Genomic DNA, 21,193 nt, shown 5'->3' with positions numbered 1-21,193 from the left:
GCATGAATACATTTGTCGTTGTGGGAGCAGGTTTCAGCGGAACCGTCGCAGCTGTCGAGTTTTTGAATCGTGTACAACACGAAGCTCATCTACTCATCATCAACCGGTCTGGACTGATTGCTCGCGGACTTGCATATGGCACCAATAGTCCACTGCATCTTTTAAATGTACCAGCCGGTAACATGACAGCCCTTGCAGACGAACCAGACTCCTTCCTCAACTATTGCCTTGAGCACAATATGGAAGTGACGGCGAGCTCGTTTGTTTCGCGCAAAGTGTATGGCGACTATCTCGAACACTTGCTCAATCAGGCAATTGAACGCTCTTCGCCTCGCGTTAAAACAACACAGATCAGTGCCGAAGTTGTCAGCCTTACTCCAAATGGTCAAGGCGCCACCATTGAATTAGACTCCGGAGAGATATTCAAAGCTGATCAAGTCACATTGGCTTTCGGGCACTTCCCTCCCAGCAATCCTTCGGGCCTCGGGTCTGTGAGCGAAACGCACTACTATAAGCAGGACCCTTGGGAACAACGCGCTGACTCTCAAATCCAGCAGCATGAGCCGATACTCTTGATCGGAGGCGGACTCACCGCAATAGATGTCATCAGCAACTTGATGAAGTCAAATCATCTCGGCAAAATTTACATGCTTTCGCGACGTGGCTTACTACCTAAACCTCATCGTATCGCGAGAGGTCAGCATACGGATCACACAAGCACTCACAATCGCCTTCTTGAGTCAAAGCCATCGATACTTGGCTATCTGAAAATCATCCGGACTGCGATAAAAGCCGGACGAAGTGAACAGATTGACTGGCGGGATGTTATTGCATCGATTCGCCCCATTACTGCAGACCTCTGGAAACGCCTTCCCGACACCGAACGCCGTCGATTCCTGCGCCATCTCCAAAGCTACTGGGACGTACATCGTCACAGGGTCGCGCCGGATACATTCCAGATATTCGAAGATGCGTTAGACCGTGGCCAACTGATTCCATTGGCCGGACGAATAGTCTCGATGGATGTCGTGAACGGCGCTGTGAATGCAGTGATAAAGGAACGACGCAAGGCATCAACTCGATTACTGACCGTCAACCTAGTTGTGAACTGCACAGGCCCTACTTCCGATCCAGAAAAAACCAACAGCCCTCTTGTCAAAAAGCTATTGAGGGAAGGGCTGGTTGTTTCGGACACCTTGGGGTTGGGTGTTTGTGTAAACGATAATTACTGTCTGAAAAACACTCAAGGCGAGCCAAATGAATGGCTAAGCTATGTCGGCCCCATGCTAAAAGCCGATCACTGGGAGCTTACTGCGGTTCCCGAATTGCGTGTCGCGGCACGCTCGGTAGCATTGAGCGTCTGCAAGAAATTTGAAAGGTAGGGCGCCGGCAGTAGTGTCAGCATGGAAAAAAATCCAAAAAAAGGGTGATCAATAGATCACCCTTTATTCATGTCAGACGATTTCAGGCTTGAGCGCCATCATCAATCCACTTGCAAAGGATGTGTACACCCTCTTCAACCATGATTTTTGGCGACCAGTTCAGAACGTCCTTGGTCTCCTCAATGGTGCAAGAAGCGTGACGCACATCACCATGGCGATACTTGCCATTGATATGATGCTCAGGAGCTTTGTAGTAGCGAGAAATGATATCCGCCAACTGGGCTACGCTGGTCGCTTCGCCCGAACCTACGTCATAAGGCTTGGTGGTACCGTCGGAGTGGATGGTCGCAGCAAAAATTGCGTTGGCCACATCGTCGATGAAAACGAAGTCGCGAATAATTACGCCATCTTCATAGACCGGAATACTCTTGCCTTCTTTCGCCATACGCGCGAACAGAGAAACGATACCGGTATAGGAGTTGATCAGGGACTGACCTGGACCATAAACGTTCTGTAGACGCAGCATTACAGGCGTCACGCCAAGTGCAAGGCACCAGGAGCTGAGGATATGTTCTTGAGCAAGCTTGGTTGCACCGTAAACACTGGTTGGATCAGGTGTGGTGGTATGAGAGTTGAACGGCAAAGCCTGAAGGCCAGGGAAATCCCACTCTGCGCGCTCCAGTTGCTCCCGGGAACGCTGGCCCGGATAAACGATCGCACCGTTAGCACCTTTCCATGCCCCTTCACCATAAACGGCACGGCTGGAAGTCAGAACAATACGCTCAGGCAACGCTTCCGGATTGTTGCGCACGAGCGCATCCAGCATCTGCGTCGTACCAGTAACGTTGACATGAGCGTGGCGGCTCGCTTCCATCAACGATTGGCCTGTGCCTGTTTCTGCTGCCAAATGAATAACGACATCGGGAGCAAAGTCTTTCAAGACCCGATCCCAGTCCTCAGGACTGGTGACATCGCCTTTCACAAACTCAACACGCGAGTCCAGTGCCGCCGGACGCTCTGCGCTTGGATGCACCTGAGGATGGAGATTGTCGAAAGCAACAACTCGGCTGAATTGCCCGGCCAACAAAGGAGACAAAGCACAGCCGATAAAGCCCGCGCCGCCGGTAACTAGACATGTCTTGCTCATTAACCACTCCTGATCTTGATTCAAAAAAAATTACTTCGCGTCCTGCACAACCATGGAAACCTTGCCCAGGGTCACCTGAACAGAAGGATCCATATTTTCAAAACTGACTTGAGCTCCCTCAACCTCGGAGGTAAGGCTCAAAAAGAGCTCATTATCTCCCTGTGCGTAGCGCTCGGCAAACTCCACCGGTCGCCCGTCCTTCACCCCTTGAATCTTGAGTGTGCCTGGGGCGCTTGCCTTCAGGGAAACCCGCACCGTTCGCAAACCTTTCGATGAGTCCGCCCACGTAAGCGCGAAAGAGCCCTTCAAATCCGAATTACCGCTCGTGGTGAGGACCGGGGATTCGTTGGCCACGTTGACACGGGCGCCTTGGCTCACAGCAAGATCATAGTTATTGGCGGATAACCACAAGTAACTCTCGCTCAAAATGTTATCGAGATGACGCTCAGTCATCACGTAGAGCACAACATCCGGTTTGTACTTCTCAATCAGGGCCGGAACATTAGGAGCGAGCGATTGATTGTCGATGTTATGCCGAACCTGAATCGTTTCATAAAAGGCTGCTTGCAAGTACGGCGACAATGAGTCCCCCATCGAATCCCGCAACACCAACGCTCTCAAGTGTTTTTTCGCCGATTCGTTGCGGGTATTTCGCGGTAGATCCAATAGCCCTGTGTGAGTACTGCCAGGCACAACCTGAGCTGAGCCATCATCACCTACGATCGCAAATTCAGGCAAAGGGGAAGCCAGCTTGGGCATCGTCCAAGGATTGGGTTCCGGCAGGCTGATCATTGCTTTGAATTCACTGCCGTAATTAGGATTTACGACAGCACCATCAGCCGAAGGAACGTACAGATCCTTGAATTTCGGATCGAGTGCAGCCAGTCTGTTGCTAATTTCCTTCCAGCCTACCCAAGCGCCAAAATCCGTCCAATGACTATTGAATGGGGAATAGGTATCTCCAATTGAGCGAGCCTGTTGCAGACTTGGACGCAAATCAATCAACGGCAGATGCTGCGGCGAACTCAGTAACTGATCGAAGATGTGAGTACCAATGCGCCCCTCGGACCATTGAGGAAGCTTATCCGGATAAATAGACCACTTGGCTGGCGCGACAACAAACAACATCGGAATATCGCGACGAGCCAACCACTGCTCTTGGCCACCCACTGTGCCGCTCCAGGCATTCAGTTCAGCGTCATTATAGTGACGACGTCCGAGAGCCTGTGACATGTTCTTGTTGAAAAAGTCTCCCAGAAAAACCCAACCATCACGTCCGACAACAGCGATAGCCTTGTCATTGGTGGTCCCGAGAGCGTAAAGAAAACTCGAGTAGCCCTCGACGGCGTTATTCCAGAGCGGCGTGGTTCTGCGAATCCCGTCCCTCAGGTTTGCCCATTCACCCGGATGCTTAATGATGGACTTTATCGCAGGAGCGAACTGGGGAGAAAACATCACCGCAATACCAGGCACGCACAAGGCGAGCATGAACAACCCAATGATGACCCGTGGCGTAAATACTGATCTCATATATTAAAACCGGAAGTAGAGAAAAGGGCTGTATGCACCGGAAAGAACTTTCATGCTGGCAAGCATGAAGAGTGAACCGAGGCCAAATACGCCAGCAACAAGTCGCTGACTGGAAGATAGACGATCACACAGCCATTTATAGACCGGGAAGCTGAGAATAGCTCCCGCAACCAAGGCCAATAACAATCCGTTGCTCATATACTCGGCAACTACGTAGTTTTCCGGACCGCTCCGCAGATTCAACATCAAAGCGCTCATGTGGAACGCATGCTCGAACGTTTCCGAGCGGAACAGTACCCAGCCGAAAACCACCACCGCCAAGGTATAAAACCAACGCAGCACGAAAGGTATGCCGCGGCTCTCCATGTTGGTGAAGCGCTCTATCACAAGGAACAGGCCATGCCATAGACCCCATGCAACAAATGTCCACGAAGCGCCGTGCCATAACCCTGTGAGGATGAAAACCGCCATAAGATTTACGTATGTTCGAGCGGCGCCTGTTCGGTTGCCGCCCAAAGGCACGTAGACGTAATCGCGAAACCACCCGGACAAGGTCATGTGCCAGCGGCGCCAGAAGTCGCGAATAGATGCGGCCTTGTAGGGGTAGTTGAAGTTTTCCGGAAACCGGAACCCCATCATCAAACCCAATCCGATAGCCATGTCGGAGTACGCGGAAAAATCGAAATATATCTGCAACGTATAACTGGCAGCGCCCAACCAGGCCGTACCAAAATTCAGTTCAGACGAAGGCAATGCGAATATAGCGTCAGCGGTAATTGCAAAGGTATCAGCCAACAACACTTTTTTTGCAAAACCAATAACAAACCGGGTGATGCCTTCAACGACCATATCGGGGTTGACAGAACGATCCGGAAGCTCTGCTGCGATATCACGATACCGAACGATAGGTCCGGCAATCAGTTGCGGAAACAACGATTTGAACGTACCGAAAATCAACAGACTTTTAGTTGCCTGAATGGTGCCACGATACACGTCGACCAGATAACTGATGCCTTGGAAAACAAAAAAACTGATGCCCAGGGGCAGAAGGACGGATATGACCGGAACCGCTGACGGGTGCCCAAACTTCTCAGCGATGATATTGATATTCTGCGTAATAAAACCGATGTACTTGAAATACCCTAATACCGATAGGTTAAAAAACAGACCAAGAATGAGAAAAATCCTGGCAAGTTTATTCGCCCTTTCACTGCCATTCGGTTGTCGGTATATCGCTATCAAGTAACCGAAAGCGTAGTTTCCGACAATGGCGGCCAAGAGAATCCAGACCCCCTTCGCATCCCCCAAGTAGTAAAAAAATAGACTTGCAACCAGAATCAAAATATTTCTGAGTCGATGCCCGACCAGCTTGTAAGCTATCAAAAAAGCGGGCAAAAACAGAAAAATGAATAGGTAAGAACTAAAAACCATAATCTACTTTCCAGTTGGTAACGATGGCAATGTTGCCTACGCAGGAGAGTGGCGAGATCAACACTTTCTCAAGCATTGTTATTTTTTCAACGCCCAACGGTAGGCACTACGTAAAAGTGGTGCCAACCGTGGAAATCTGAACATTATAGAACGTTTCAAAGAAACAAGTACCCCCCCTGCGAAGCGTGCCGTTCTGGCGATTTGCATTTGCTCACGAAGGTCTCCCGAAGGAAAACAACTAGATAACGCCTGTACTTTATACTCTAACTTGACGTAGCTTTTCGACGCTTGGGCGGGCGTCATTATGCACCTGCTTATAAAGCCAGCATCCTGAGCGCAATACGTAATCAGTCGCTCGAGAACATGAGGAAGATCCCCATCTCCATAGCGCGGTTCATCAAAGTCACTCCATTTCCACTCATGCTCAAACAGCTTTTTTAACGCATCTGGCCTGAACCAATACATCGATCCATAGGTTGCGATGGGAGTCTCGGTATCCAAAGGAACGCTCAGGCCAAGTTTACTGGCGATGTCCACCGCTCGCTCCCTGTTGAGAAACCACCCATGACCTAACGTAGGATAACCAATATGCACCGCAGGCGGCATTGCAACGCCCACCCATGGCTCCTTCTCAAACATCTCGAGTACATTGGTTACGTATTCACTACTGGAAAGAAGGTTCTCGAACAGATGGCGCTTGAACATGGATGCTTTTGCCCAGGCATCTTGCGGTGACTTCTTGCTATGAAGTCTGCAAATGTAATCGAACCCACCACGGAGCACGACGTGGCGGCAAGTAATAAATAACGCAGACGTATCCCTGCCAAAGTTGGAGTCGCAAACCAATACCGAAAAATCACAATAATTAAAATCGGCAAGAGCATTGATGATCTGTGCTTTCTTTACGTCGGAATCAGTCGTAATAAACAGCGAACAATTCAGCGAAACATTCTTTACCAAATCCATTATTTCATCGAGCATATCCACATAGTAAACATGCGCAATAACAGCAACCCTCTTCAGTAAGAGCGCAGAGCTAATGGGATTAGCATGAGTATCGGAAAGAATGCTCAATTGTTCGAGATTTGTATATATTGTGCGCAAAGGCGTGGTGCGGATCAGATTTTTCCAGATTAACGCTTCGTCGTAATCTGACGTCTCTCGCATACAGTCCAAGGCACGCTTGACATCGATTGCCTCGCTTTCGAGAAAACCAGGATCGTGAAAAAAAGGCCGGCGCTTTAGAATTGGTGATCGTCGCTCAATGGTTAAATCAATTTCAGAAAAAACCGGATGATCGGTGTTGTAAGTCGCGGGCTCCAGATAAACTGAATACTGAAAACCCAAGTCTTTGAAATACTGAGTAAAACGCCCTTCGTGCCTTAAAATAGAATCTTCATAAGATTTTATCATTGGCATTTCATGCCAATATTTATAAAAGCCATCAGAGCAAAGCATCTTGTTACGCACGGCAATGAAGTGCGATTGGATATGAAACGGCAAATCGCCTTTACCGGTAAAAGGATTTGGCGAAATCTGGTTATGAGCAGACACTCCCCAAAAATCCACGTCTGCTTCACTCATCGAATCAAACAGTTCCGAAAAAGGAAAAATCGGAGCGTAGAAAGTATAATTCAGGAACAGCGCCTCGTCATACTGACGTAACGCTTCCCAACCAAACTTGTCTATCGACTCCTTGTAAGCCCATACATCGAAACCAATATTTTCCCGACAGTAAATAACATCGACTAATGGCTCAATCTTCTTTAGCGAATCCGGAACAATTTTAGAGTTAGAAACAAAAAAAATGGTATCGACGTGCGCGCGAAGCTTACGAAGCTTATAGACTATGTAGTCATCCACCACTCCGTCATTATCATAAAAAAGATAAAAAGCAACTCTACGCATATTCAATCTGATTCCATTAAGTTCTCAAACAAACCGTATGCATTCATCACCCGAAAGCACATGCATAGACTTATGACAAACGGCGAACCGTTAGATTCGCCACTTGTCATCGCTGCTTATTTACCTCTGAACAACGATGCGATTCGACTCAATACCCGTCGTTGTACGGACAGTTTCGCTCGATCTATCCAACGCAAGCGACTCAAAATATCCGAATCACCCATGAAAGAGTTCAATTTATCACTCAAGATTCGAGCCTGATCCAAAGCTCCCATCCTTTCACGAAACGTCCCACCTGGCAAGAATGTAACCAGTTTCTCATGCAGCTCTCTGGCTTGATCCAGCCACTCGACAGGAGGTACGTAAGTATTGTTAGCGGTAGAATAGTGGTCTACACGATTGCAAACATCTTTGGCTTTACCCAACCACTGAATTTGATACTGTATGTTTCCGTTAGGCAACATAGAACCAAGCCGCTGCAGCTTGTATTCCAGCTTAGTGTAATTGACCGATGCCTGATATGTGTTAATAACACATCTCATGTGATAACCATCACTCATTACCGAATAACCTAACAGTCGCTCTAGTACATGAGCCAGACTGCCGTCCATATGATTCGGCTCTGGATCAAAGTCGGACCATTTGAAAGGATAGGTTGAAATTTTCTTGATAGCTTCCGGTCGAAACCAAAACATCGTTCCATATGGCGCCATCGGTGTTGAGTCATCAAACGCTGTGGTAATGCCTAGTTTTTTGGCCCACTCTGTCGCTGGTTCGCGGTTCTCGAACCAGGCATGCCCCAATGTTGGGTAGGCAATATGAACTACGGGAGGAAAAACCATCCCCAAACTTTCATTTTTTTCAAACAACCCAAGAACGCGCCGTACATATCCTGGACTGTGCAACAGATTGTCAAACATATGCTGTTTGAACATCAGCGCCATATTATGACCATTTTGTGGGGATTTTTTTGAATGAATCCGGCACAGGTAGTCATATTCATCTGACAACAGAACATCGCGAAGCGTCATGAAAAGGGAACCCATGTCCCTTCCACGATTTTCCTCGGTAACGCGCACCTCAAATTTATTTACATTATATTTTAGCAGCGCAAGCTCAATATTCTTTTTCTTCTGCTCACTGCTGGTAGTAATATAAAGGTCATATGAGTATGGAATATTAGTAATATACGACATAGCCTCTTCAAGCATGTCGTCATAATACAAGTGAGCCAACACCGCGATACGGCGCGGCTTACTATCTGGCTCAGCAAAGTCCTCACCCGGAAGAACTTCGAGCAAGTCCATATTGGTATGAAGTGTTCGCGGCTGAGTGCTACGGACGACATTCTTCCAGATAAGAGAAGTGTCGTAGTCACTTTCCTCCTCTATCTTTTTCATTACCCCTTTCAGGGTCATCGCGTTTTGTTCTAGAAAAATCGGATCATGGAAAAACGGGCGCCGCTTTAAAATCGGGCTACGATTCTCGAACATCAACTCAATACTCTGGAACGCGGAGTATTCAGTTGGATAATCTTCTACAGGAAATGTTACCTCAAAGCTGAATCCGCAATCACTAAAATGCTTGGTAAAGCGGGATTCATGCTGAAGAATAGAGTCCACATAGGAGTTGATCATCGGCATATCACGCCAATATTGCTTGAACTCAGGAGATGTAAACATTTTCTTACGCACTGCAATCCAGTGCGAGTTCAAATGAAGCGGAAGTTCATCACGCCCAGTGAATGGGTTAGGCACCATTGCCTTGTGCGCGGTGATCCCCCAAAAATCACACTCCATCGCGTCCATTTTTTCAAACGTTTCGGAGAACGGAAAAATCGGACCGAAGAACGTGTAATTCATCAGAATCAGTTCATCATATTCTTCCAGCTTATCGAGACCAAAAGTCTCCATAGCATCTTTATATCCCCAAACATCAAAACCGATATTCTCACGGACATAAACAACATCAACGACATCTTCGAGTTTCTTTCTTGACTCGACTGTCAGCGCAGAGTTTGACACGACGAAGATCGTGTCAATGCTGTCCTTCAGCGATTTCAATTTATGAGTAACATAGTCATCGACCTGACCCTGCTCATCATAAAAAAGATAAAATAGTACGCGTTTCATATAACCACCAATTCAAATAAGGCTTATTTTTTTGAAATCGAGAATATTTTTTTTGCCAGCCACATCCGGCTGCCTGTAAGTGCGTGGAGCGCCGCATAACTCGCCTGAACGTCGCGTAGTTGCTGTTGACAGCTTTCTTCTCGCGTAGCGACGACCCCAAGCTCATACGAAACTTCATTGAGTGAATTTATCAATTTAGATATTTCCACATTACTTTCGGAGAGCGCTTTTTCCATTTTGACTATTGCTTCTTCCATTTCACATCGCGCTTCTTTCAGCGCGATCAACTCAGCATGTTGCGTAAAAAAAACATCATTATGATGTTTTCTCAACGCTTCGAGTTCAGCTTGCTGCACAAGCGTCTCTTGATCTCGTTGCTCCACCGCCCTATTGACTGCCTCGTGCATCGGCGAAGAGAAAAGAGCCAGCATTTCGGAAAATTCGGTCTGTGCTTTTTCGATAACCCGCCAGTAATCACTCTGCATTTCGTTGCATACAGAATATACACGCTCTGCAAACGTTCTCTGTTTGCGTTGCGGTTCAGCGCCTGAGTTGTGGTCATGGTGACGGTTCTCAACTCCCAGGTAAGCATCAATTTCATGCTTCGCTTCCGCGATCGGAACTGGCCACTCAAGCTTCAGTTCGGCTTCAACCCGCTCTACGCTGCCCGCCCAATCCTCCAACAATTGATCATAAGTAATCATCGCTCGGGGAATTTCACGTGTAGCTTTTTCAGCTTCAAAAAAGTACTCAAGCCACAAAACTTCAGTATGTTTGGGTCCCCACTGCTCTTCACCTACCATTCGAGCGACAGAACTGACAACCTCATCAGGATGACGGGTAACCAGAAGTGCACGCGGCGCAATATCCAGCGATTCAAGAACTTTAAGCCATAGAGGAACAATACGACACATTCTCGGTTCTTTGATAATCCAAAGCATCTGGTCGCTGTATTCACGTCGAACCAACGCGATCAACTCTTCATATGCCGTCTGTGTCGCTGGGTGCTCAAGCCACCGCTCAGGCATTTCACTGACGTCAAACCAAGTACGCCCTAAAGCGGTCAGAAGCCGCTCATGAATGGCCAACGCGTCTGCGCTTTCAAAAAAACCTTTAGGGTTCGGTTTGGCAGCAGGCAACAAGTTTCCCGACAACGCTGCGCCACGTAGGTTAAGTACACGGGTTACCGCCGAAGTACCACTTCGAGGCATTCCCAATACCAGAATCGCAGTAGGCTTATGCATGATGAGTCACCGATGAATCTGTAGAAGAGAACCATAAATCGGGAGATTCAACCAAATCTGTCAAACCAGTAGAAAGGCGCGACGGATTGGGCAATACCCGGAACATCCCGATATCGATTTTTCGATCCAGGAACTGCTCTTGTCCATCCACAACAGCCAAGACACCCGCGTTCAAGAAATACATTGCAGGCATTAGCTGGCAAACAAAAGGGAAAACCGCCTTGACCCGAGTCCCCTTCTCTACGGTTTCAATCGCGTCTTGAGTCGTGGAACTGACTGCTCCGCCCAACTCCAGTCCAGAGGTAGTACGAATCATCATACCGAATCTTACTTTGTCGGCAGATTCCGCAAACTCTGCTTCGTATACAAAATTATAGGCCTCACCCTCCTGAATCACGTTGACCCGGCGACCGTCTAGAGTTTCAATCTGAGCACTATCTATAGACACACCATTGGAGCTATAACTTAAAGTGCTTTGCGGAACCATGCCCTCATCGTAATAGGCATCTTCTTTAGTCTCGGCGTCTTTTTTTGCACTGATTACCAACTTGGAATCGACTCTATCAGCGACCGAAACAAACTTATCAGGACTTTGCAGCTCATCATTTATCTGCGATTTAATTTCTGCTCTCAGTGCCTCCACAGAATCAGCAGGTGAATAGATTAATTTATGATACTTTGAGACAACCGACTTTGGACCGCCAAGGGCAAGTACTTCTCCCTGATCCAAGAGAATAGCCCGGTCACAAAGTTCGGTTACAATCCCGGCAGAATGAGATACGAAGAGGATAGTAGAACCATCATCCCTTAGACGCTGAATGCGCGCGAAACACTTACGCTGGAAGGCTTCATCACCGACCGCCAACGCCTCATCTACAATGAGTAAATCCGGGCTTACATTAATAGCTACGGAAAATGCCAAGCGGACATACATTCCGCTTGAGTAACTCTTTACCGGCTGCTCAATGAAATTGCCGATATCTGCAAATGCAGCTATAGCCTCAAATCGGGAATCGATTTCTTCCTTGGAAAGACCAAGCACAGAACCATTCAAGTAAACATTTTCACGCCCGGTAAAATCCGGATTGAAACCAGCACCCAACTCAAGCAAAGCAGCGATACGCCCGTTAACCTTTATTCCGCCCTGGCTTGGAAATAGCGTACCGCAAATCAACTGCAAGAGAGTTGACTTGCCGGAGCCATTACGACCGACAATCCCAAACGTTTCTCCACGCTTGACTTCAAAACTAATGTTTTTTAACGCATGAAACTCTCTGAACCAGTTCTTCTTCTTACTCGCTGGAGAAAGCATCTGCAGAAGCCGATGATGGGGCTTCTCATATACGGGAAAGCTTTTACTCACATTGCTCACAATCACTGCAGAGTCAGAGCACATCGCCAAAGCCCCTTCTTGTCGCCGAAAACCATGTATATCCGATCAATGCAAACAGCGAACTGGCCAAGGCATATAGCCCTAATCCTGTCCAATCGGGCATGCCGCCCCACAGAGAAACTTCTCGTGCCTGATCGATAATGAAAGTCAATGGATTGAGGGAAAACACAAATCGATATTGCTCTGGAATGGCATTAACCGGAACGACAGCCGAGGAAGTAAACAATAGTGCCGTGGACAGCACCCCTGTAACCTGACTGATATCCCGAACATATACACCCAGAGCGGAAAGAAACCAGCCAACCCCCAACATCAATATGATCAAGGGTAAAAACACGACCGGCAAGAGAATAATACTTAAGGAAAACTGGTGATCGACTGCCAGCCTTAGCACGATCAGGACTACAACGTTCATGAAGGTATGAAACAACGCCGAGACCACCATTGGCCAAGGAAGTATCTCAATAGGAAAAATAACTTTCTTAACGTAACTTACATTACTGGTAATCAGCATTGGCGCACGGGTAAAACACTCTGCAAAGAAACCATGCACGATAAGGCCAACAAAAAGAATTATCGCAAAACTGTTGACCGAACCAGCGGGCTGTGGCCAACGGCTATTAAGAATGCTGCCGAATGCAAAAGCGTATACACACAGCATCAAAAAAGGACTTAAAATCGACCATAACAGGCCAAAACTAGCTCCGCGATATCGCCCGAGCACTTCACGCTTGCTCAATGCAAGTATCAACGAACGATTGCGTACAACCGAAATGGCTGGTGCAAGAATACTCGCCTTCAAACTTCCAACAAAACTGGTCATAGCCACTCCAAGAAGCATCGCACTATCGACTAAACCAAATAAATCTCAATAATCAACAATCAAAAAACAAATTAATGGCATAAATCATAAAAACTGAAATCAGGCACTTCGGAGAATATTGCTACTATCCCCTTCAGAACCTTTTCGTTTTTTCGATAAACATCACACCCATCAAACTGCATAAATAATCCTGTTCAAATTCTGTTGAGGAATACCGCTATCCAAAGGGCTAAATTCCCCTTCAGCGTTTGTCGATAAACTCCCGACCGCATTAAAAAAACGCAGCGCCTGAGTAGTGGCGAGCATCTTGCCCTTTCAAAATTCTCTAAGACCATCAAGTTTGCAGGCGGCATACGCCCCTTTAACAACTCAACTGCTTTAAGGTTACGTCTATTCCACTCCAGCAAACGACCACCAAGCATTTTCTTTAAACGTGACAAGCCGGATATAACACCGGCATTTGCTCCAATCACATTATCTGAATGTTGTCGGTAGCTGACATGCGATTCGAAATCGTAGAAAACCTGACCGCCACATGCCGTCGCCAGTATGTAGAACCACCAGTCATGAGAAATAATTTCTGAATCGACGGTAACGCTAGCTATTTTTTTCAACGCATGATTGAACACCATCGTATTTCCGCCAGCAAGGCTTTGTACCAGTGCGTTTTTAAAGCTCGGCGGATACTTGAAGAGAGGTGAGTGACCAATTTTCACTCCCGACTCATTAACCAGCGCTGTTCGACCACAATAAAGTGAAGGGATATCTGTCGTGTTTCTTTTCAGCCACTGAATAGCGACACAGAGTTTATCTGCTGACCATATGTCGTCCTGATCACAGAACGCGTAGTAATCCGCGACGATATTTTGATTCTTGACCAAAGAAACAAAGTTACTAGCGTAACCTTGCTGCGGACCTGAGAATATAAAAAGCCGCTCCGTACCCAGCTTTTTCTGAAAGCTACGGAGAATCTCCAAGGTACGATCTTGCGATCCGTCATCGGAGGCATAAATAACCCAATTATCGTAAGTTTGACTGATGATAGAGTCGATCTGCTCCGCGAGATAGCGCTCCCCCTGATAGGTGCAAAGTAGTATCGCAACCGTCCCAATCGTTTCATTACCAACGGTCACTGCATTGCTTTCCTTGCGTAAAAAAGAGTCACTCACCGTATGCAGGCCATTTTTCCAAGGTGCAACACATTTTTCGGGGGGAGCATGTTCGATACCTTCGCGGATCTTGTTAAAAAAGCAGAGGCTGCTGCCAGAAATCATTGGCTCTGAGGCCAGCCGCTTGAGAATCCTGAAATCGAGAGGAGCACGAAAATCAGAATGTCGATCTTATCAAACCCACGCATGGATCTCAAAAAATCGCCGCTAGACCGTCATTTTCAGAGATGTTTCAGCCTGGTCGGCAGCCTTTCACGGTAGATATTTTTAAAAAGTCATGAAAGCAAATTCCTATTGAGATGAGGCTGACCCTGCCCCAAACTTCCAAGCAAGTACGACGATTGGAAAATAGGCTAGCAAAATACCTACCATGCCTTCCAATGCGTTGGTGGCGACAAACACAGCAATGGGAAGAAGCCAGAGTACGTTGATTGCGAGCACAGCCAATGTAACAAACCTATGACTCTTGAAGTGCCTTGCGGCATTTTGATAGGCGTGACTGCAGTGAGCCTGATAAATTTTTTCGCCTCGGGCGACTCGACGAAAAAGTGTAAATGTAGCGTCTACTACAAAGACACCAAGCAATATCAACCAGCACCATAGAAAATCAGGCGAATGCCCGGCTGAAACAAGAGAAAGGCCGCCTAATGTAATCCCCAGAAAACCGCTACCCGCGTCCCCCATGAATATTTTCGCAGGCGGAAAATTCCAAAAGAGAAACCCCATGACCGCCACAGACAGTAACAAAGGTGTAGCAAAAAGTTCTGCCCCACCCGCAAAGTAGTAGACAATACACACACCTAAACAAGCGCAAATGGCTTCTACACTTGCAAGACCGTCAATGCCATCCATAAAGTTATATAAATTGAGAAGCCAAACCAGGTACATCGCGCCGACCACCGGGCCAGCCCAACCCAAGTCTAGTGTTTGGGAAAAAATCGATATGGTTGGCAACCCGTTCAACCAGAATAGAAGCCAGCCTGCAGCAATAAAATGCCCCAACAGACGCCACGCAGCAGCGATGTGTCCATGGTCATCAGCAAAACCCAATATTGCTATAAATAAGCCTGCGCCACCCAGTGCTACTGCCTCCGACAGCGCTAAAGAGTCAAATTCGACTAGTATTGGAAGCGCTACAATGAAAGAGATAACAATCGCGACGCCCCCACCTCTAGGCGTAGGTGCCGAGTGAGAACTTCGCTCGTTCGGGACATCCATTATGCTTGCCTTGAGTGCGTAGCGACGCAAAGCCCAGGTCAAAGCGAGGGAGACGCAAAGAACAACGAATAATAGCCCACAGAAAATCATTTTTTCTGATTATCCTGAAAGTGAAGAGCACTACGGAGGAACGCGAGATCCCTTGTTATCGGAGGAGACCACCCCAACAAACGGCAAGTTTCACTCATATCGACTTGCAGCGAACTACAAAGGCGCTGAGTCATCCCGCTGCGTCCAGCCAAAAAACCAGCCAATTTCAGCAGGCCGACCGGAACCGGTATCAAGCGACTTTTTTTTCCTAATGCCTTCGCCATTAATCCAAGCAACTGCGATGTGGAGATGTCCGCGCCATCACTGACCATGAATACACGTCCCTCAGCGGACGGATGGCTGATACAGGTAGCAATCAAATCCACCAGATTATCAATAAACACCAGACTTCGCTGATTGTTAATAGCACCCAGCGGAAGCGGAACTCCCCTATCCAGCCAACTCATCATATTCAGAAAATTTGCCTTAACACCCGGCCCATAAACCAGCGGCGGACGAATGACAACCAATCCCATACCTGTTTCTGAACTTATTTTTCTTAATCCCTCTTCAGCTTCAAATTTCGATAGCCCATAAGGATCTTGCGGCAGTGAACTCAGAACAGATGTAAAAGGCTGACCTGGAGGAGTACTCTCACCATTCACTTTGATAGAGCTTATATATATAAAGCGCTTTACGCCTGACTTGGCGGCATTTCTGGCCAGATTCAAAGTACTGTAGACATTGATTTTCCGAAATTCATCCATCGCGTCCGGAGCAGTTTCGTCCATCACATGAACCCTGGCAGCACAGTGAACGATTGCGTGAATACCATCGAGAGTAAAACCGATATCTGGGGATTTCATATCCCAATATACGGTTTTACACAGCCCGCTGATTCTTGACTGGGAGCGTACAGCGGCCAAGGGTGTAAATGTTTTATCAAGAAGCAGCTTAAAAACTACCGCCTCACCTACGAACCCTGTTGCCCCAGTAACCAGAACCAGCGGCTGATTCATCTTTTCTTCGTCCCTGACAGCGCTGCAACCCAGCATAAAATAAAGAAAAGCGCTTTATCGCGCTTACGTCGCCGACACTGATATGAACTCAATGACAGAAACATCAACTCTCTGCGACTAAAGCCAATCCATTGACGAATAAATCGATCATCCATCAGACCAATCAGCTCTACAATTATTCGAACCTGCTTGAACCACCAGCCGTCCCACACTGTTTTATAGCGTGCGATTAATGTCTTGATCCCGGTATTGGCACCGACCTGATTACGGTCATGCTGTCTGTATTGCATCGTGGATACTGGATCAATCACCCACCTGAACCCACGGCTACGAGCAAACGCATAACAATACCAATCGTGCAGATCAACATACTGCAACGCCGGCCAATTAGTAAGAAGTGAAGTTTTAAGAGCGTCTGCCAGTCTGCGCCCTAACACATAGGTGCAGCCTGGCCCTGCTGCTTCGAACAAGTAATCCCATTCGACTTGAGGTTGAGCCTTGTCTAACAAGCGAGACTTTCCGCTCGCCCAAAAAGCAGTAACATTGCTCGAGTATGCGTCACATTGATCATCAAGCAGAGTACGGGTTGCCCGGACAAGCTTGTCCTCGTGCCAAATATCATCTTGATCGGCGAAGGCGATAAAGTCATGCCCGGAAAAATCGACATCCCGTATCAGGCGAAAGAAATTACGTGATGCCCCACCGAACTTGCCGTGCGTTGGCAGAACAACTACATTGGAATGACGTGCCGCGTAGGCAGCACACCAAGCCTCAGTGCCATCGGTAGACAAATCGACACTGATGTAGATTGATACATCCGTCATGGATTGGGCTTGAATCGAATCAAGTTGTTGCTCGATCCAAAGCATACCGTTGTACGCAGCCAGCAAAACTGCAACGTTCTGATTTTCTACTGGCATGCGAATCCTGCATAGACGGTGCTGGATTTACTAATCCAGAGTGTGCTTCGCTCGAATTACAGCGAGCCATGATCCAATAGCTTTTGTAGATATTGGCCGTACCCGGTTTTTTTCAGGCGCTCAGCCTGAGCCCCAAGTTGTTCCGCGTCAATCCACCCATTGGTATAAGCAATTTCTTCAAGACACGCAATCTTGAATCCTTGACGATGTTCAATGGTGTGCACAAAGTGGCTTGCTTCGAGCAAAGAATCATGAGTCCCTGTATCAAGCCATGCAAAACCACGTCCGAGCATTTGAACACTGAGCGATTTTTGCTCAAGATAAACTCGGTTGACGTCAGTAATTTCCAACTCTCCCCGTTCAGACGGCTTGATGCTTTTGGCGATATCAACAACCTGATTGTCGTAGAAGTACAAGCCAGTTACTGCATAGCTGGATTTTGGCTGAGCAGGCTTTTCCTCAATACTCAAGGCACGACCGGAATCATCAAACTCGACGACACCAAAACGCTCCGGGTCAGAAACGTGATAGCCAAAAACTGTGGCTCCACTTTCCTGATTGCTGGCGGCGCGCAAGTTGTCCGAGAAATGATGCCCGTGGAAAATATTGTCGCCCAGAATCAAGCAGCAAGGGTCCTCGCCAATAAATTCCTCACCGATAATGAATGCTTGAGCCAAGCCATCAGGACTTGGTTGCTCTGCATAGGTCAACTTGATGCCATACAGACTGCCATCACCCAGCAGCTTACGGAAACAAGGCAAATCCTCAGGTGTAGAAATAATGAGGATTTCCCGCATGCCTGCAAGCATTAGCACCGACAGCGGATAGAAGATCATCGGCTTGTCGTAGATAGGCAACATTTGCTTGGATACGCCCAGGGTCAACGGGTGTAGGCGCGTACCCGAACCGCCAGCGAGAATGATGCCTTTACGATTTGTAGTGATCATTTATTTAAAACTTCCATAAGCATTCGGGTGACACCACTTTGCCAATCCGGCAAGTGCAGAGAGAAATTGTCGCGAATTTTTTGAGTATTCAGACGCGAATTCAATGGCCGACGTGCGGGAGTTGGATAGGCCGTCGTATCAATCGGATTCACCTCCTTGACTACCAGCTCTTCGCCAACTGCACGTGCAAAGTCGATGACGTGAGCCGCATAACCGTGCCAAGAAACCTCACCACCGGCAGCCAAGTGATACAAGCCACCCAGTTCAGGGGCTTGCTGCACTTTCTGAATTGCCAAGACAGTAACATCCGCAATGAGATCTGCACCTGTAGGTGCGCCAATTTGATCGGCGATGACATTGAGACTTTCGCGGTCTTTTGCCAGGCGCAACATTGTTTTGGCGAAGTTGTTACCGCGCGCGCCATATACCCAACTGGTACGGAAGATCAGGTGCTTGCAGCCGGACTGCAGAATCCCCTGCTCACCGGCGAGCTTGCTGGCTCCGTAATGATTCACCGGAGCCACATCGTCTGTCTCCTGCCAAGGAGACAGACCGAGGCCGCTGAATACGTAATCGGTTGAATAGTGTACTAACCATGCACCCAGAAGCGCTGCTTCTTCCGCCATAACCCGGGTCGCTTCACCATTGACCCGATCCGCCAGTTCCTTGTCCGACTCGGCCTTGTCTACTGCTGTGTAAGCCGCGGCATTAACAATCACATCGGGCTTGACTTGGCGAATAGTCATACGTAGCGCGTCGAGGTTCGCCAAGTCACCGCACAAATCACCAACCGCGTTACGATCCAGCGCAATCAAATCACCAAGGGGGGCGAGAGCGCGTTGAAGCTCCCAGCCAACCTGGCCATTTTTGCCGAGCAACAGGATTTTCATGCTTTCACCGAACGGTCGCTGTAGTTGGCGTCAATCCACTGCTGGTAGCTGCCACTTTTTACGTGCTCCACCCATTCGATGTTAGTCAGATACCACTCGACGGTTTTACGAATTCCGGATTCGAACGTTTCTTCCGGAGTCCAGCCCAACTCTTTTTGGATCTTGCTGGCATCAATTGCATAACGCTGATCGTGGCCCGGGCGATCCTGGACATATGTAATCAAGCTGGCATGCGGCCGATGGACGGAATCAGGACGCAACTCATCAAGCAAAGCACAAAGTGTGTGAACCACCTCGATGTTCTGCTTTTCGTTATGTCCGCCAATGTTGTAAGTCTCGCCGATTACACCTTCAGTAACGACTTTATACAATGCACGAGCGTGATCTTCGACATACAGCCAGTCGCGAACCTGATTGCCTTTGCCATAAACCGGCAGCGGCTTGCCTTCCAGCGCATTGAGAATGATCAACGGAATCAATTTCTCAGGAAAATGGCAAGGGCCATAGTTGTTCGAGCAATTTGTAACCAATGTCGGCAGGCCATAAGTACGTGCCCAAGCGCGAACCAGGTGATCGGAACTGGCCTTGCTGGCCGAATAAGGCGAGCTTGGCTGATAGGGAGTGGTCTCGGTAAAGAGATCTTCTGGCCCTTCAAGATCACCGTAAACTTCATCGGTTGAAATATGATGGAAACGGAAGTTGGCTTTACGCGCATCATCCAGTGAAGCCCAATAGTGGCGGGCAGCTTCCAGCAGAGTATAAGTTCCGATGATGTTGGTCTGAATAAATTCGGATGGACCGGTAATCGAGCGGTCGACGTGGGACTCTGCGGCCAGGTGCATGATGGCATCTGGTTTATGTTCACGCAGGACACGGTCGATCTGATCGCGATCACAGATATCGACACGCTCGAACACATAGCGCGAATCACCGCTAACTTCCGCCAGGGACTCAAGATTACCGGCATACGTCAGCTTATCGACGTTGATCACTGCGTCGCTAGTATTGGAAATGATGTGACGGATGACTGCCGAGCCGATGAACCCGGCGCCGCCGGTAACTAGAATTTTCACGCGAAACCATACCCTTGAGCTGCGGACAGTGACACCAACGAGCACTGTCTAATCCATGAATGCAGAAGCCGTCAAACTGAGGCTTCCGTCAGAGCCAGACTGAATCGATGTGGAATAGCCCACTATCGAACAAGGGGCGTATTTTACAGCTTAATGAATCTTTTACTAATGGATATAGACAGCCAGGGACGCAAATTCGACAGACGCCCTGCGCCTTGCACATTCAGACGAGACGCTTGCGTGCTGCCCTGGACGAACGGCCCAGAAACCAGCCAAGTACTGGACCGACAAGCATACCGATCAGCAATGCCAGCACTACGACCATAGAGATCGGGAGCTCAGGAGCTGCCCACCCTAAAAACAACAACGGCACTGATTGCTGATTCTCAAGCACAAACGCCAGAATCACCAAGACCAGCAGAAGAATAAAAATACCAATAAAGATGCGTTTGAGATTACGCATGAGTAACCTCTTGAGAAATCGCGACTGTCAAACCCCCTCCTCCTCTTCCTCATTCACCCGATCACGCAATTCTTTACCCGGCTTGAAGTGCGGTACGAATTTACCGTCAAGGCTGACAGACTGGCCAGTCTTCGGATTACGACCGACGCGCGGCGCGCGGTAATGCAGGGAGAAGCTGCCAAACCCACGGATCTCGATACGATCACCGGTGGCAAGGCATTGGGACATTTGTTCAAGCATGGTCTTGATGGCCAGCTCCACATCCTTGGATGAGAGTAGCCCTTGATGGGTGACAATTCGTTCGATCAACTCCGACTTCGTCATATTTTTCCCTTCTTTTTCAAGCAGCTAGATCAGCGCTTGAAAGGTTTTAGCACGCCCGGAAGATTTTGAACAGCCCAGGGATTGACATATCTTCCTTGGCGTCGAAACGCCCATTTTCAGGGCATCAACGCAACAAACTGAGCAATGCAT

General features: G+C 48.1%; 18 protein-coding genes. 1 reads left to right on the top strand and 17 read right to left on the bottom strand.

Going from position 1 to position 21,193, the window contains the following annotated elements:
• The first annotated feature begins 2 nt into the window (after positions 1-2).
• Entirely contained in the window at positions 3-1,382 is a 1,380-nt protein-coding gene (locus M9827_RS15340; RefSeq protein ID WP_250606049.1) for an FAD/NAD(P)-binding protein, read from the top strand.
• A gap of 82 nt (positions 1,383-1,464) precedes the next feature.
• On the opposite strand, the gene M9827_RS15335 is transcribed toward M9827_RS15340, so the two are convergent.
• The 17 genes from M9827_RS15335 to ihfB form a co-directional block, all read right to left on the bottom strand.
• A complete protein-coding gene (locus tag M9827_RS15335) occupies positions 1,465-2,529 on the bottom strand; it encodes an NAD-dependent epimerase/dehydratase family protein (RefSeq protein ID WP_095120502.1) in 1,065 nt (354 codons plus the stop codon).
• Between the two features lie 30 nt (positions 2,530-2,559).
• Positions 2,560-4,059, bottom strand: coding sequence for an alginate O-acetyltransferase AlgX-related protein (locus tag M9827_RS15330; RefSeq protein ID WP_250606048.1), 1,500 nt, complete (start codon positions 4,057-4,059; stop codon positions 2,560-2,562).
• A gap of 3 nt (positions 4,060-4,062) precedes the next feature.
• On the bottom strand, positions 4,063-5,490 hold the full coding sequence (locus tag M9827_RS15325) for an MBOAT family O-acyltransferase (protein ID WP_095120504.1): 1,428 nt from the start codon (positions 5,488-5,490) through the stop codon (positions 4,063-4,065).
• Between the two features lie 78 nt (positions 5,491-5,568).
• Positions 5,569-7,398, bottom strand: coding sequence for a rhamnan synthesis F family protein (locus tag M9827_RS15320; RefSeq protein ID WP_250606156.1), 1,830 nt, complete (start codon positions 7,396-7,398; stop codon positions 5,569-5,571).
• Between the two features lie 116 nt (positions 7,399-7,514).
• Positions 7,515-9,530 (bottom strand): rhamnan synthesis F family protein, encoded by a 2,016-nt coding sequence (locus M9827_RS15315; RefSeq protein ID WP_250606046.1) that lies wholly within the window; start codon positions 9,528-9,530, stop codon positions 7,515-7,517.
• A 23-nt stretch (positions 9,531-9,553) separates the two neighbouring features.
• Positions 9,554-10,774: a sulfotransferase family protein gene (locus tag M9827_RS15310; protein ID WP_250606045.1), complete on the bottom strand. Its 1,221-nt coding sequence runs from the start codon at positions 10,772-10,774 to the stop codon at positions 9,554-9,556.
• A complete protein-coding gene (locus tag M9827_RS15305; RefSeq protein ID WP_250606043.1) occupies positions 10,767-12,170 on the bottom strand; it encodes an ABC transporter ATP-binding protein in 1,404 nt (467 codons plus the stop codon). The genes M9827_RS15310 and M9827_RS15305 overlap by 8 nt, the downstream gene beginning before the upstream one ends.
• The gene (locus tag M9827_RS15300; RefSeq protein WP_250606042.1) at positions 12,160-12,990 is read right to left on the bottom strand and encodes an ABC transporter permease; all 831 of its coding nucleotides are present in this window, start codon (positions 12,988-12,990) and stop codon (positions 12,160-12,162) included. Before M9827_RS15300 ends, M9827_RS15305 begins: the two co-directional genes overlap by 11 nt.
• Positions 12,991-13,184: 194 nt before the next feature.
• The gene (locus tag M9827_RS15295) at positions 13,185-14,264 is read right to left on the bottom strand and encodes a glycosyltransferase family 2 protein (protein WP_250606041.1); all 1,080 of its coding nucleotides are present in this window, start codon (positions 14,262-14,264) and stop codon (positions 13,185-13,187) included.
• A gap of 186 nt (positions 14,265-14,450) precedes the next feature.
• Positions 14,451-15,467, bottom strand: coding sequence for an MraY family glycosyltransferase (locus M9827_RS15290; protein WP_250606040.1), 1,017 nt, complete (start codon positions 15,465-15,467; stop codon positions 14,451-14,453).
• Entirely contained in the window at positions 15,464-16,426 is a 963-nt protein-coding gene (locus M9827_RS15285; RefSeq protein ID WP_250606038.1) for a UDP-glucose 4-epimerase family protein, read from the bottom strand. Before M9827_RS15285 ends, M9827_RS15290 begins: the two co-directional genes overlap by 4 nt.
• On the bottom strand, positions 16,423-17,346 hold the full coding sequence (locus tag M9827_RS15280) for a glycosyltransferase (protein WP_250606036.1): 924 nt from the start codon (positions 17,344-17,346) through the stop codon (positions 16,423-16,425). Before M9827_RS15280 ends, M9827_RS15285 begins: the two co-directional genes overlap by 4 nt.
• A 56-nt stretch (positions 17,347-17,402) precedes the next feature.
• Positions 17,403-18,293: a glucose-1-phosphate thymidylyltransferase RfbA gene (rfbA, locus tag M9827_RS15275; RefSeq protein ID WP_250606034.1), complete on the bottom strand. Its 891-nt coding sequence runs from the start codon at positions 18,291-18,293 to the stop codon at positions 17,403-17,405.
• Entirely contained in the window at positions 18,290-19,183 is an 894-nt protein-coding gene (gene rfbD, locus M9827_RS15270) for a dTDP-4-dehydrorhamnose reductase (RefSeq protein ID WP_250606033.1), read from the bottom strand. The genes rfbA and rfbD overlap by 4 nt, the downstream gene beginning before the upstream one ends.
• Entirely contained in the window at positions 19,180-20,256 is a 1,077-nt protein-coding gene (gene rfbB / locus M9827_RS15265; protein WP_250606032.1) for a dTDP-glucose 4,6-dehydratase, read from the bottom strand. Before rfbB ends, rfbD begins: the two co-directional genes overlap by 4 nt.
• A 223-nt stretch (positions 20,257-20,479) precedes the next feature.
• Entirely contained in the window at positions 20,480-20,719 is a 240-nt protein-coding gene (locus tag M9827_RS15260; protein ID WP_095120517.1) for a LapA family protein, read from the bottom strand.
• Positions 20,720-20,746: 27 nt separating this feature from the next.
• Complete coding sequence (gene ihfB, locus M9827_RS15255) at positions 20,747-21,043, bottom strand: integration host factor subunit beta (protein WP_003189779.1); 297 nt, start codon at positions 21,041-21,043, stop codon at positions 20,747-20,749.
• Positions 21,044-21,193: the final 150 nt, after the last annotated feature.

Origin of the sequence: Pseudomonas sp. AKS31, from assembly GCF_023634765.1 — a bacterium.
GTDB lineage: Bacteria > Pseudomonadota > Gammaproteobacteria > Pseudomonadales > Pseudomonadaceae > Aquipseudomonas.
The sequence above is the reverse complement of the archived record's forward strand: the minus strand, read 5'-3'. Positions and strand labels throughout refer to the sequence as shown.